Below are 14,418 nucleotides of genomic sequence, written 5' to 3' on the forward strand. Positions count from 1 at the left end.
AAGCAATTTTTGGCGGCGGAGCCGGGAACGGATTAGCAGTGAAGAAACGCGAAGTAACAATTATTGTAACGGGTATGGTCACGGCCGGTCTTATGCTGACAGGATGTGGCGTTTCCAGTCCGACTTATGGTACCGATAAATCAACCGGAAAACAGCTGGTTGATGATTTTTCCAATATTGCATCCATCAGATCGAATAATAACAGGAATCAGATTGATACCAAGCCGCGTCCGGAACTTGTTCGTCCCGCCCCCGGTACAAAAGGCGTTCTTCCGCAACCACAGACAAATGTTGCCCAGACCGGTACACCTGATTGGCCAGAATCACCCGAGCAGAAACGCCAAAGATTGCGTGATGAAGCAACGGCCAACCAGAATAACCCGAATTATGTTTCACCCATTGTGCCCGATAGTGGCAAAGAAACAAAATCAACCGGTTCGAGTGACTGGCTCAACGGTATACACCGCAACGAGCAGGTTAATAATGACAAAGAACAGCGTGCGGAATTTTTGCGCCGTAAGAGAGAAACACAAGGTGGTTCTTCCACAACACGCAAATATCTGAGTGAACCTCCGTTAAGCTATCGCCAGCCGGCAGCATCAGCGCCAATCGGCGATCAAGGTGAAGATGAAGCCAAAAAAGAACGCGAGAGAAAGAAAGCGTTGAAAGAATCATCCGGCAAGAAGAGCTGGTGGCCTTTCTAATATTGAAAGCAACGTCTTATTGTTAGAATGTTTATCCCTTCTTCGACGCATTCCGGTCTTTCTTGATGGCGGGAGAGGTTCCTTTTTGTTTGGTTAAAAGGAGGGAAGAACATTTGTTCGGCTCTGTGAGCTGGCGATAACTTCGTTCAAGTTTTTGTTTGATAACGTTTTACTCTTTTATCACGTGTTGGAGTGACAGATAAACAACATCCAAATTCGTGACGCCATTTCCAGCCGGTTTCTTAATGAAACTTTCCCCCCTCTCAAATGGATATACCGATTGGCGCCTATTCAGCTGACCGGATGCAGCAATCTTTCAACCTTAAAACCGGCCTTGGTGAAGAGTTCGTCGCCATTATCTTCATTCAAGAAACGAACAATAAAAATAGCGCCCTTTGTTCAATACAGTCGCCGTTGCAAATGCCGTTTCAGCCAATCTTCAATCAATAAGGTTTTCCGGCAGAAACTCCAAACCGAGAATTGAATAAACAGACTACTCGGGAATAGCTTAAACTCCATAGAATAGAGGTTTTGCCCCCCTCTTGAAGTTCCGAAGTTTTAAAACTTCTTTGTTTAACAGGGCTCATAACCGGAAAATTTTTTTGCCAAATATTTTTGAATGTTGTCCAAACGCTATTTCCGAGCAATTTCCCTTTACTGAATAAGGTTTCTGCTTTTTTCAAATAACCTCGAGCGGCTGTTTGTGTGACGGTGGCAGGAATATTTCATCAAGTGCCTGAAGAACATTACTGTCGAGCTCAAGATCAAGTGCTTTGACGTTTTCGCGCAAATGTTTGAGTGAAGAGGTTTTTGGAATAGCAATCATCAGCGGATCGCGGATAACCCATGCCAGAGCAAGCACCGATGGTGCAACACCAAGCTTTTCTGCAATCTTGATAAGATCACGGTTTTTCATGATGCGCCCCTGCTCGATCGGTGCATAGGCCATCACCGGTATATGCCGTTTTTCACACCATGGAATGAGGTCGAATTCTGGCCCGCGGCGAGACAGATTGTAAAGTATCTGATCCGTTGCGATATGACCTTTTGGCGAAATGCCTTCAAGTTTCTGCATGAGTGCGGTATCGAAATTGCTGACACCCCAAGCACCGATTTTGCCTTGTGTGACAAGTTTTTCCAAAGCTTCAACTGTTTCGGTTAAAGGAACGCTGCTTTGCCAATGAAGAAGATAAAGGTCGATTTTTTCGATTTTTAAATTCTTAAGGCTGCGTTCGCACGCTTCAATCGTGCCTTGCCGTGACGCGTGGCTTGGCAAAACTTTCGACACAACGAAGGCATCGTCACGCCGCCCGACAAGGGCTTCACCAACCACTCTTTCGGATCCACCATTTCCATACATTTCGGCCGTATCAATGAGTTTCAATCCGAGATCGAGGCCGGCACGCAAAGAATTGGCTTCGTCTTTAACGGAGGATATCCCCTCCCCCATACCCCATGTACCTTGTCCTAAAACAGGTACAATCGAACCATTCGGGAATTTTACTGTTTTCATCATTCTTCCCTTTTTCCTGCAAAAAAAGTTTTGAGCAACTGGGATGCCCGTCTTTCACCCAGGCCGGAATAAACCTCCGGCCGATGATGACACGTGGGTTGGTTAAAAAAGTGGACACCGTGTTCAACTGCGCCACCTTTTTCGTCGCCTGTGGCAAAATAAAGTCGCCTGATACGTGCAAAAGATATGGCAGCCGCGCACATTGTACAGGGCTCCAAAGTCACATAAAGGTCGCAATCGACCAATCGTTCACTTTGAAGCATCTCGCATGCCATACGAATAGCCCGCATTTCAGCGTGACCTGTCGGGTCGAATTTTTTATGCGTAAGATTGCAAGCCTTGGCGATCACTTTACCGTCCTTGACAATCACGGCGCCAACCGGCACTTCATCATTCGCATTTGCCGAAATTGCCTCTTCAAGCGCTATTTCCATCGGGGTTTTTTTCATTTTTACCTTTCAATCATTTTGAAGAGCCAGCATTTTGAAAAACCGGAACAATTGGATTTTATCCGCCATTTATGTCATTTATGGCAGTTTATCAGAAAACACCTGACGAAAGAGATTCCATATCGGAAAAAAATAAGCTAGAGCGGTTAAAAATTAACAATGCGCCCCCGGTGCTTCTAAAGGATAATGTGAGATGACATATGATCGCGGCAATAAGAAACCGCAAAATAACAGGGGGGATACCAGAAACAATTTCGACCTGCGTGGGAAGAAAGACGCAAAATCGCCGAGGGTAAAAACCAGTGAAGAAAGCGACGGCAGTGAACGCATTGCCAAAAGATTGGCGCGCGCCGGAATAGCATCGCGACGGGACGCAGAAACCATGATTGCCGCCGGACGCATTGCGGTTAATGGCAAGGTTCTTGATACACCCGCATTCAATGTCAAACGCACAGATGCAATTACTGTTGATGGCAAACCTTTGCCCCCCATTGAGCGCACCCGCGTCTGGCTTTACCACAAACGCGCCGGACTTGTGACAACCAACCGCGATCCGGAAGGTCGGCCTACTGTTTTTGATAGTCTGCCGGAAGGAATGCCACGCGTACTTTCCGTTGGCAGACTCGATATCAATACGGAAGGTTTGCTGCTTCTTACCAATGATGGAGGCCTTGCCCGCGTTCTTGAATTACCGTCAACCGGCTGGGTGCGTAAATATCGTGTCCGTGCCCACGGCAAAGTAACGCAAGCCGATCTTGATGCTTTAAAAGATGGTATTGCCATAGACGGTATTTTTTACGGTGCTGTGGAAGCAACTCTTGAACGCGAACAAGGAACGAATGTCTGGCTTACGCTCGCTTTAAGAGAAGGCAAGAACCGTGAAGTCAAAAATATTCTTGGAGCATTAGGGCTTACTGTCACACGTCTTATTCGCATCTCGTTCGGTCCCTTCCAACTTGCCGATCTTGAAGAAGGCGCTGTGCGCGAGCTCAAAGGCCGTACGCTGCGCGACCAGTTGGGTGAGCGTCTTATTGAAGAAGCCAATGCCGATTTCGATTTGCCGATTTTGAAGCCGTTTTCCAATGCCCCTGTTGTCGGAGAACAAAAACCGCGTGAAAAACCGACGGTTTCGGATGACGGCTGGATCTCTTCAACGCCGGAAGCTCCCCGCTTTAACAGGCATTGGAAAAAGGCCGATTTTGCCGAACGTGGCCGCGACCAGCTTTCAACGAGACCGGACAGTTTCAATAAACGAGGCAGTAAATTTGCTAAAAATGCTGCCCCCCTTAAAAAAGCTTTCGAAAAGAAACCTGAAGCTGAACCTCAACGATTGCGTAGTGCCAATGTCTGGATGGCTCCCGGTGCCCGCCCTCAAACCGCTCATAAAAAATTCTGGCGCATAAGAGACGAAGAAGAGAGAAGCGACAACGGCTTTGATGAAAGATCAGCCGGCCGTCATCCTTATCGCGCTTCACAGGGCGAAAGCGAAACACATTTCAATCGTCGTGAAAAACATTTTGACAAATCGGGCCGCAAGCCCGATTTCAGCCAAAAGTTCCGGAAAGACCGCACGTTAGACGACTATGATGCGTCAAGGGGCGGTAGAAAAAACAGAAATTATAAGAAAAACGAAAATTATAACCGCTCGGTAAACGATGGACCCGGTCATTGGCGTGATCGTGGGCCCGATCGCAATTTTGAGGGTGAAAACAAACAATTTTCCTATAAGCCACGTTTAGCCACCGGAAAACCGCCAAGAAAATATAATGCAGAGCGGAAATTTTCCAAAAAGCAGGATTTTGATCGCCTTGATCAAAAGTTTGATCGCCCTCAAAAAAAATATCGCGGTTCTTCGGAAAGCCGCGAAGGTGGATTTGACTTTCCACGCCGTCATTACGGGAAGCAAAATCCGGATGAGCAGAACCGGAAAAGATCATCCCGTTTTTCCGGCAACCGTTCCGAAAAACCATTTTCTTCAAGAGATGACCGCGGCGGGAAAAAAGCTTTTGCGGGTAAGCCCGAAAAAGCAAACAAATTCCTAAATCGTAAAGGCGATGCAAAAGGAAATAGGCGTAGCGGAGGTCATCGCTCTGGCCAGCCGGACGGAGGCTCGAGTGCGGGTCGTCGGCGGTAAATTTTCCGGACGTCATCTTGCAACGCCCGCAGGACAGGAAATCCGTCCGACAACCGATCGCACGCGTGAAAGTCTGTTCAATATTCTGGGATCACGGCAAGTGAATTTCTGGAACGGAAAACGCGTGCTTGATCTTTTTTCAGGAACCGGCGCACTCGGCATTGAAGCGCTTTCGCGTGGTGCCGAAACCTGCACTTTTGTCGAACAGTCGGTTGAAGGGCGTGGATTAATCCATAAAAATATCGAAACCTTCGGATTACAGGGGGTTACCCGCCTGTTGCGCCGTGATGCAACACGTTTGGGGCAGATAGGAACAATGCAACCATTCGACGTTGTTTTTGCCGACCCACCTTATGGCCATGGCCTGGGGGAACAAGCGTTTTCGGCTGCTGTTGAAGGCCATTGGGTAAAAAATAATGCGCTTTTTGTGCTTGAAGAGACCAAAGAGGCCACAATTCGTTTACCGGAAAATTTTAAGCTTGACGACGAGCGCCATTATGGTGGCACAATTATTTATATCTATATGTTACAATTGTGATTAAACAGTCGAGAAAGGTTTTGCCTGTGCCTGAATTGATGAGAAAAACGTTTTTGAAAGCGACGTTTGGCGTTCTTTTGTCTACGAGCGCGCTTTTTCCTCTTTATGCAGAGGAGACAAGCGAGAAAACCCCGACAGAGTCACAAATGACAACTTCAACCACTCCTGATCTTCCTGAAATTACCAAATCCGGTCCAACGCAAAGTTTTACCCTGAAAAATGGCCTGCAAGTTGTTGTGATCGAAAATCATCGGGCACCGGTTGTGACACAAATGATCTGGTATCATGTCGGTTCTGCCGACGAGCCGAAAGGGCACACCGGCATTGCCCATTTCCTTGAACATTTGATGTTTAAAGGCACTTCTACCCATAAAGATGGCGAATTTTCGAAATTCATTGCCAAAATCGGCGGTGAGGAAAATGCTTTCACGTCATATGACTATACCGGTTACTATCAGAGCGTTGCCTCGGAATATCTCGAAACAATTATGAAATTCGAAGCAGACCGGATGGAAAATCTGGTTTTAACAGATGAAGTGATCGCGCCAGAAAGAAATGTTATCATTGAAGAACGGCGCATGCGCACTGACAACAGTCCCGATGCAATGCTTGCTGAAGACACTAGGGCAACATTGTTCATGAACAGTCCTTACCATAATCCTGTTATCGGCTGGAAACAGGAAATGGAAAAACTGACGCGTGATGATGCGATTTCCTTCTATAATAAATATTACACCCCGAATAATGCGACGCTTATTATTTCGGGCGACGTTACTGCGGAAAAAGTGCGCGAAATGGCTTCCGACATTTATGGCAAACTGCCGGTGCGTTCTGAAATAGGCCCACGTATCCGCCCGCAAGAGCCGGAAAAGAAAACACTTCGCACCGTGACAATGCATGATCCGCGAGTAAGCGAGCCGAGTTTCCAGAAAATGTGGGTCGTTCCTTCCTATCACAATGCGAAAGCCAAAAAAGAAGCTGAAGCACTTGATTTGCTTGGCGAAATTTTAGGCGGTGCACCACGCGGACGGTTATACCAGACACTGGTTGTCAAAAACGGGTCGGCAGCATCTGTCGGTGCCAATTATAGTGGCAATGCCGTTGATGACGGTATATTTTATCTTTATGGAATGCCTCGCGGAGAGGCAAGTCTTGAGGATGTGCAACACCAGATTGCCAGTGAAATTGAAGATATTCGCAAGAATGGTGTGACAAAAGCCGAACTTGATCAGGCGCGGAACCGTTTTATCAAAAATATGATATTTTCACTCGATAGTCCGGCCGGTCTTGCACAAATTTACGGTAGTTCCCTTTCGGTCGGTATGAATATTGATGATGTTACCCATTGGCCGGATCGATTGAAGGAAGTTACAACAGACGATATCAAAGATGTAGCCAACCGCTATCTTGATACGGATAAAAGTGTGACCAGTTATTTGTTGCCCCCTGTTCACGAAGCATCACCGCTAGGTGCCAACCAGCAAAAGAAAAGCAAATGAGGGTCACCATGAACAAGAAACCGCTTATTTTCCATCGTGCTTCAATCCTTGTTTTTTCGTTGATTTTGAGTTTCGGGTTGGGTGTTTCGCTTGCCAATGCATTGAATATTGAAAATGTAACATCAAAAAAAGGCATTACTGGGTGGCTTGTGGAAGACAACACAGTTCCGGTTGTTTCCATACAATTTTCCATTGGTGGCGGAACAACACAGGATCCTGAAGGGAAAGAAGGTTTGGCAAACCTGATGACCGGCCTTTTTGATGAAGGTGCCGGTGATTTGGACTCGCAAGCGTTCCAAAGCCGCCTTGATGAGCTTGGTGCAGAAATGGCATTTTCGGTCACACGTGACAGAATGCGCGGAAACATGAAAATGCTTGCCGAAAAACGAGACGAAGCTCTCAACTTGCTTGCCCTCGCCGTCCAGAAGCCCCGTTTTGATGACGAGGCTATTGACCGTATCCGCGAACAATTGGTTGCCGAACTCAAAGCTTCCGAAAAAGACCCGAAAACCATCGCTCAAAACCGTCTTTTGACGTTGATTTATGGCAAACATCCTTATGCAAGACGCGGAGAAGGTACGCCGGAGACACTCGCCACAATAAACCGTGATGATCTTGTCAAAGCACATCATGCCATGTTTGCCCGTGACAATATCCATATTGGCATTGTCGGACCGGTCAGTGCAAACGAAGCAGCAACAATTATCGACAAGATATTCGGTGCCCTGCCGGAGAAAGCAGAACTAAAGAAAATAGAAGAAGCAAAACTCAATCTCGGCGGCATGGCTAATGTTAACTATGATTTGCCGCAAACATCACTGATGCTCGTTTACCCCGGTGTCAAACGCAATGATCCCGATTTCTTTGCGGCCTATCTCATGAATTACGTTCTGGGTGGGCCGGGGCTTACATCACGTCTGTTTTCGGAAGTCCGTGAAAAACGCGGCCTTGCTTACACGGTCGGTTCATCCCTGATGCTTTACGACCATTCTGCAACATTGGCTGTATCAACAGGTACACGTTCAAGCGAAGCACAAAAATCTCTTTCTACCATTCGTAGCGAAGTGAAAAAAATGGCTGATGAAGGTGTAAGCGAACAGGAACTTGATGAGGCAAAAAGTTATGTCATTGGTTCCTATGCTGTGCAGAATATGGGTTCCTCTTCCGATATTGCAGCAACACTGGTGGGCTTGCAGGACGAGAACCTGCCGATCGACTACATAGAAAAGCGCCGTGCACTGATTGAAGCGGTTACCCGTGATCAGGTCAAGGCAGTTGCTGAAAAGCTGCTTCGTCCGGAACCTGCTTTGCTGATTATCGGCCCATCGAAAGGTTAAAATAAATTAGTTGATGTCGGTTTTTTAAAAAAGCCGACATCAACTCTGTTTACAAAAGGGCTGACCTATCCTTCGTCCGGCTTTTTGAAAAAAGTATGAATAGAACCTGAAAAAGGTGTTTCGAATTTCTGCCTTTAAAATCGTGATGCCACGCATTTCGAAGTAAAAGCGCCAAGTCATCGTTATAGTTGCTTTTATTCGAATTTTGAGCGTTAAACCGGCTTTACTAGTGCAACAAAATCTTTTCCAAAATTATAGTAATTTCAGATCGAACATTCACTTTTTTAAAATCAATCGACGCAATTACTTGACACACTCCTATAATTTTCGAGTTTCTAATTTTCCTCACTCAAGATCCTTGTTGCCCGTTCACATAATATCGACATTCAACGAAAAGAATTGAGTTTTATAGCGTAAGTTTTTATAAAATCTTGAACAAAATGATCGAGAGGAATCTGTAATGGTCCATGATAGCCAAATTGATAAAGCTTCTGCATTGGTAGAAGCTGCACGCAAAGCCGGTGCCGATAGCTCGGATGCTGTTATCGTCCGCTCGCGCTCGGTCAGTGTGTCGGTGCGTCTTGGCAAAGTGGAAGCAACCGAAGCCTCGGAAAATGATGATTTCTCGTTACGGGTATTTGTCGGCAAAAGGGTAGCGAGTATTTCAGCAAACCTTTCGGCCGACCCGATAAGCCTTGCCGAACGGGCGGTTGCCATGGCCAAAGTTTCACCTGAAAATCCTTTTGAAGGTTTGGCTGATCGCACCCGTCTTGTGAAAGCCCCTAAAGACCTTGATCTGTTCGATCCATTTGTTCCGGATAGTAAATATCTCACCGAAAAGGCTCTGGAAACTGAAAATTCCGCTTTATCGGTCAAAGGTGTCACCAACTCTGATGGCGCTTCTGCCGGTTATGGAAGTGGTGGATTGGTCCTAGTAACCAGTGACGGTTTTTGCGGCAGCTATCAATCAAGCCGTTTTTCCTTCTCGTGCAGTGCGCTTGCAGGCGAAGGAACGGCAATGGAACGTGACTATGATTATACAACCGCTCTTCACCACGAAGATCTCGACAAGACAACGACAATCGGGAAAAACGCCGGTGAGCGCGCCGTTAGAAGGTTGAATGCCCAGAAAGCAAAAACCGGAACTGTCAATGTTATTTTCGAGCCACGGATGGCACGCACGATTGCAAGCCATATTGCTTCAATGGTGAATGGAGCAGCAGTCGCCCGCAAAACCAGCCTGTTGCAAAACAGAATGGGCGAACAGATTATGAAACCGACAATAACGGTTACCGATCAGCCATTAAAAAAACGAGGGAATTCCTCCCGCCCGTTTGATGGTGAAGGGGTGGAAGGTGTGCCTCTCAACGTGATTGAAAATGGCGTTCTCAGGCACTGGTTTTTATCTTCATCGGTTGCCCGCGAACTTCATCTTGAAACCAATGGTCACGGCGTGCGCTCGGCTTCTTCTGTACAACCGGCAAGCACTAATTTTTCAATCGAACCCGGGGAAAAATCGCCAGATGAGATGATGAAAGCAATCAAAAACGGCTTTTATGTCACCGAGCTCTTCGGCCATGGCGTTGATCTTGTGACCGGTCAATATAGCCGCGGCGCATCGGGGTTCTGGATTGAAAATGGCGAGCTTGCCTATCCGGTTAGTGAAGTTACTCTCGGTTCCAATCTCATTGATATGTTGTCACATCTCACACCGGCGAGCGACATTGACCGCCGTTATGGTACAGCAGCACCAACGCTTTTGATTGAAGGAATGACCCTTGCTGGAAAATAACGTTCATAATTCCGAAGATCTCGCACTCATCTCCAATGCTGCTCAACAAGCAGGGAAAACAGCATTAAGTTTTTTTGGTAACGACCCGAAAGTGTGGATCAAACCGGGAAATTCACCGGTAAGTGAAGGGGATTTTGCAGCCGATAAAGTTCTGAAAGAGCTTCTATTGACCGCGCGGCCTGATTATGGATGGATTTCGGAAGAAACCAGGGATGAACGCCCGCATAACGATTATAAACGATATTTTGTGGTTGATCCGATTGATGGAACGCGTGGCTTTCTTTCCGGTTCAAAACATTGGTGTGTATCGGTTGCCGTTATCGAAGACGGAATTTCGCAAGTTGGTGTTCTCGATTGTCCTGCAACCCAATCCGTTTACAAGGCTGAACGTGGTAAAGGTGCCAGTCTTAATGGCAATAAACTTCCACTTCTTGAAGCTCATGAAGGCAAACTTGTGGTTTCTGCAACCGGAAAATTTGAAGCGAAATTGCCGGAAGTCTTCAAGTCCAATGTCACATTCGCACATTATCTTCCTTCACTTGCCTATCGCATCGCACTTGCTGCCGAAGGAAAAATAGACATCGTCTTGATAAAGCCCGAGAGCCATGATTGGGATATCGCCGCAGCTGATCTGATCTTACAGGAATGTGGCGGTTTGATAAGGGATATCGACAATAAGACACCGCTTTATGGAAAAGCACCATTTGAACACGATTTTTTGATTGCTGGCTTAAACCGCGAGCTTGATAACGTGATAGATATTGTCCGTAAAATACGATTTCGTTAATCTGCTAACGAATTAAAATGGGTAGAGTAATCATAGGAGGTATATATGAGCGCGACAGGTGAACCGAAACAACTATTGCATCTGGTTTTCGGAGGAGAATTGAAGAACCTTGATAGCAACGAATTCCGTGATCTTGATAACCTTGATATCGTAGGAATTTTTCCGGATTACAAGTCGGCTGAAGCCGCATGGCGGGCAAAGGCCCAATCAAGTGTCGATAATGCACTGCAGCGCTATTTCATTGTCCACCTGCACCGTCTGCTCGACCCTGAACATACCGAAAGCAAATAATAGATATTTGCTTATTCTGAAACGAACCGGTACAGTTTTAACACTTTTTGAAGCATTTTTGCATTCTTTGCTCGGCATTTGATTGCCATGCCTTGATCTTGTAAGGAGATTATGACAATGACAGTCCGTGTCACGGATTGGCTTTTCAAATGCCTTCGCGGGCTCATGTTATTTTCAATAACGGGATTGCGGCCCGCTTCGTTAAAAGTGATTGGTTCGACACTTGAATGACTGAAAAGAAAAAACAAAAAAAATCGGACTTTTTAAACCGCCTGTGGCGTAAAATCCGTTATCCATTGATGAACGCCCGCATAACAAAAGCGATCGTTGTATCGCTCATGGCAAATTATCTGCGTCTGGTTTATTGGACCAATCCGCGACTTGAAGGTTCGGATAACCCGCAAAACGCCCATGATGCCTATAACCCGTTTATTATTACATTCTGGCATGGGCGTCATATTATGGGGCCGTTCTTGCGCCCCAAGAAAGAACATATCATTGCCATGTTTTCGCGCTCTGCTGATGCCGAGATCAATGCACGGGTCGGCGAAAAGCTGGGTCTTGAAACAGTGCGCGGCTCGGGCGGACGGACAAAACATCAAAATACCGATAAAGGCGGTGCACGGGCATTGCTTACTCTCAAACGGGCATTACAAGAAGGCAAAACAGCCGCAATGATTGCCGATATTGCGCATGGAAAAGCGCGCGAAGCCGGCAAAGGTATTATATTACTCGCAAAAATATCCGGACGCCCTATTGTTCCCTATATCTATTCATTTTCCCATGTAAAAATTTTGGAAAAAACCTGGGACAAAACCGTAATTCCGCTGCCATTTGGACATTCTATCTTTCTCATGGGAGATGCGTTTTATGTACCGGAAGATGCCGATGACGACCTTATGGAACAAAAACGTATCGAACTTTCCGACATTATGAACCGTCTGACGGACGAGGCCGAAAAACGCCTCAAAGAAAGGAAATAGGGGGAGCACTATGAAGGAATTCAAGGCTCGCACGGCACTCTATCTCTATCGCATGGCAGGCGGCTTGATCAGTCCACTTCTTCCCTTCTATCTCTCCATGAGGGCAGCGCGCGGCAAGGAAGACCCGCACCGCAAACGCGAACGCATGGGGCGCACAAACAAGAAGCGGCCGGAAGGGCCACTTATCTGGCTTCATGCCGCAAGTGTGGGAGAAACACTGGCGCTTGTTCCGCTCATTGACCGTATTTTACAACTTCATATCAATGTCCTTTTGACAACCGGCACCGTTACATCTGCAAGCCTCGTCGAAAACCGTTTTGGCAGCCGCGTTATTCATCAATTTGCGCCACTTGACGTTAAACCGGCGATAAGAAGGTTTCTCGATCACTGGAAACCTGATCTGGCACTTGTTTGCGAATCAGAAATCTGGCCATTACGAATCAACGGGCTTGCGCGCCGTCACATCCCGCAAGTCATGGTGAACGCACATATGTCCGGCCGTTCATTCCATTCATGGCAAAAGCGGCCTGCTCTCGCTTCGCACGTTTTCAGGCAGATTGATGCAGCCATCGGACAAAGCGAAAGCGATGCCGAACAATATCATGCACTCGGTGTCAAAACGGTCGCAGTCTCGGGGAATCTGAAAGCCGACATTGCACCGTCTGCCGATAAAAATCTGTTAATGCAATATCGTGCAAGTCTGCATAACCGGCTGGTTTGGGCGGCTATCTCCACCCATGAGGGGGAAGAGAATATCGCTGCCGAAGTTCATCTTGCATTAAAAACACGGCTGCCTAATCTTTTGACGATCATTGTGCCCCGTCATCCCGAACGGGCTGACGCAATTATGGAAGAACTTGAAAAGAAATCCCTTCACGTTATTCGACACAGTGAAAAACGGATGCCCGATGAGAATACCGATATTATACTCGTTGATACTATCGGAGAAATGGGGGTATTTTTACAACTTGCAAAAGTTTCGTTTATCGGCAAGTCGCTAACAGAAACCGGTGGACACAATCCGCTTGAACCGGCGCTTCTCGGATCGGCTATTCTGACAGGTCCACATGTGGAAAATTTCAAAGATACATTCGATGTATTTTTTGCAAATAATGCAGCAAGAATCGTTGAAGATGCCACGCAATTGGCCGTCCAGCTCAACACACTTTTGACTCACGAGCCGACACGTTATGAAATGATCGAAGCGGCTTACGATACAGCCACAAATATGAGTGGAGCGCTCGAACGCACGTTAAAAGTGCTACGGCCGTTCATTGATCCATTGATCATGCAGGCCAAGCTTCATCATCAGGATACCAATCATGGTTGGTGAGGCACCTGACTTCTGGTGGAATGAACAAAAACTCATGCGTTGGCTTTTATTGCCGGTTTCGTGGATTTACGGTTATTTTGCCCGCCGTAGAATGGAACGCGAAAATATTCCGGTGATTGATCTTCCGGTTTTGTGTGTCGGCAATTTTACGCTTGGTGGAACGGGAAAAACTCCGGTTGTTATCAGTCTTGCGGATGCGGCCAAAAAACTTGGTCTTAATCCGGGAATTGTTTCGCGTGGCTATGGTGGCGAAATACGCAGTGCCCATCTCATCGACCTCGAATTTGACAAGGCCCGGGAAGTCGGTGACGAACCATTGCTTCTTGCCCGACATGCAACGGTTGCTGTAGCAACCGACAGATTTGAAGCCGCAAAACTCTTACAAAAACAAGGATGCAATCTCATCCTGATGGACGATGGTTTTCAAAGTCGCCGTTTATTCGCCGATTATGCCCTGATGGTGGTGGATGGCTTGCGGGGTTTGGGGAACAATGCGGTCTTTCCGGCGGGACCGCTCCGTGCACCGCTTGTAACCCAACTTGCCTATACCGATGGTGTGCTGATGATTGGCAATGGCGACAAAGGTAACGAAGTTATCCATATGGCCGCCCGTGCAGCAAAACCTTTAAACTTTGCCCATCTTGTGCCTTCTGCCACCGATGCTGTTTCAGGCAAAAAGTTTCTCGCCTTTGCAGGCATAGGAAATCCGCAAAAATTTTTCCGTTCGATTGGAGAATTGGATGGGAAAGTTGAACAAACACGGGTTTTTGCCGACCATCATTTTTATACAGATTTCGATCTTGATGACATTATCGGCTCGGCAAAGGCAAAACACCTTTTTATTGCAACCACCGCAAAAGATTTTGCCCGTTTAAAAACCGATGGACAAGACAAGAAGCTTGAAAATCTTGTTGTGTTTGATGTCGAAGTTCAATTTGATGATCCGGATTTTTGTGAGCAACGGATAAATGAAACACTTGAGGCGTTCAAAAACCGCTCCAACAAAGAATAAAAATCAAAAAGCGCCTTATATGGGCGCTTTTCTTTAAACTGAATTC

Annotated in this window: 12 protein-coding genes and 1 pseudogene; 11 read left to right on the top strand and 2 right to left on the bottom strand. The window is 46.7% G+C overall.

Going from position 1 to position 14,418, the window contains the following annotated elements; genetic code table 11:
* Positions 1–74 precede the first annotated feature (74 nt).
* Positions 75–704, top strand: coding sequence for a hypothetical protein (locus H3V12_RS07065; protein WP_075869964.1), 630 nt, complete (start codon positions 75–77; stop codon positions 702–704).
* A gap of 679 nt (positions 705–1,383) precedes the next feature.
* Here the strand turns inward: H3V12_RS07065 and H3V12_RS07070 are convergent.
* Together H3V12_RS07070 and H3V12_RS07075 are read right to left on the bottom strand one after the other, a co-directional pair.
* Complete coding sequence (locus H3V12_RS07070) at positions 1,384–2,217, bottom strand: aldo/keto reductase (RefSeq protein ID WP_198214346.1); 834 nt, start codon at positions 2,215–2,217, stop codon at positions 1,384–1,386.
* A complete protein-coding gene (locus H3V12_RS07075) occupies positions 2,217–2,666 on the bottom strand; it encodes a nucleoside deaminase (RefSeq protein WP_198214066.1) in 450 nt (149 codons plus the stop codon). The genes H3V12_RS07070 and H3V12_RS07075 overlap by 1 nt, the downstream gene beginning before the upstream one ends.
* A gap of 193 nt (positions 2,667–2,859) precedes the next feature.
* Here H3V12_RS07075 and H3V12_RS07080 point away from each other — a divergent pair.
* The 10 genes and pseudogenes from H3V12_RS07080 to lpxK form a co-directional block, all read left to right on the top strand.
* Positions 2,860–4,230: pseudogene (locus H3V12_RS07080) on the top strand (pseudouridine synthase); the annotation flags it as partial.
* Between the two features lie 550 nt (positions 4,231–4,780).
* Entirely contained in the window at positions 4,781–5,338 is a 558-nt protein-coding gene (gene rsmD, locus H3V12_RS07085) for a 16S rRNA (guanine(966)-N(2))-methyltransferase RsmD (protein WP_075869780.1), read from the top strand.
* Positions 5,339–5,484: 146 nt separating this feature from the next.
* Positions 5,485–6,837 carry a pitrilysin family protein gene (locus H3V12_RS07090; RefSeq protein WP_246787524.1) on the top strand — a complete coding sequence of 451 codons (1,353 nt, stop codon included), beginning with the start codon at positions 5,485–5,487 and terminating at the stop codon, positions 6,835–6,837.
* 8 nt (positions 6,838–6,845) lie between these two features.
* A complete protein-coding gene (locus H3V12_RS07095) occupies positions 6,846–8,174 on the top strand; it encodes a pitrilysin family protein (protein ID WP_075915626.1) in 1,329 nt (442 codons plus the stop codon).
* 460 nt (positions 8,175–8,634) lie between these two features.
* The gene (locus tag H3V12_RS07100; RefSeq protein ID WP_198214072.1) at positions 8,635–9,966 is read left to right on the top strand and encodes a TldD/PmbA family protein; all 1,332 of its coding nucleotides are present in this window, start codon (positions 8,635–8,637) and stop codon (positions 9,964–9,966) included.
* Complete coding sequence (locus H3V12_RS07105; protein WP_198214074.1) at positions 9,953–10,753, top strand: 3'(2'),5'-bisphosphate nucleotidase CysQ; 801 nt, start codon at positions 9,953–9,955, stop codon at positions 10,751–10,753. The genes H3V12_RS07100 and H3V12_RS07105 overlap by 14 nt, the downstream gene beginning before the upstream one ends.
* Positions 10,754–10,798: 45 nt before the next feature.
* Positions 10,799–11,044, top strand: a complete 246-nt coding sequence (locus H3V12_RS07110; RefSeq protein ID WP_075913544.1) for a DUF4170 domain-containing protein — start codon at positions 10,799–10,801, stop codon at positions 11,042–11,044.
* Between the two features lie 227 nt (positions 11,045–11,271).
* On the top strand, positions 11,272–12,027 hold the full coding sequence (locus tag H3V12_RS07115) for a lysophospholipid acyltransferase family protein (protein WP_075869775.1): 756 nt from the start codon (positions 11,272–11,274) through the stop codon (positions 12,025–12,027).
* A 10-nt stretch (positions 12,028–12,037) separates the two neighbouring features.
* Positions 12,038–13,360: a lipid IV(A) 3-deoxy-D-manno-octulosonic acid transferase gene (gene waaA / locus H3V12_RS07120; protein WP_198214076.1), complete on the top strand. Its 1,323-nt coding sequence runs from the start codon at positions 12,038–12,040 to the stop codon at positions 13,358–13,360.
* Positions 13,350–14,372, top strand: a complete 1,023-nt coding sequence (gene lpxK, locus H3V12_RS07125; RefSeq protein ID WP_198214078.1) for a tetraacyldisaccharide 4'-kinase — start codon at positions 13,350–13,352, stop codon at positions 14,370–14,372. Before waaA ends, lpxK begins: the two co-directional genes overlap by 11 nt.
* Positions 14,373–14,418: the final 46 nt, after the last annotated feature.

Origin of the sequence: Bartonella sp. W8167 (genome assembly GCF_016100335.1) — a bacterium.
Taxonomy (GTDB): Bacteria; Pseudomonadota; Alphaproteobacteria; order Rhizobiales; family Rhizobiaceae; genus Bartonella; species Bartonella apis.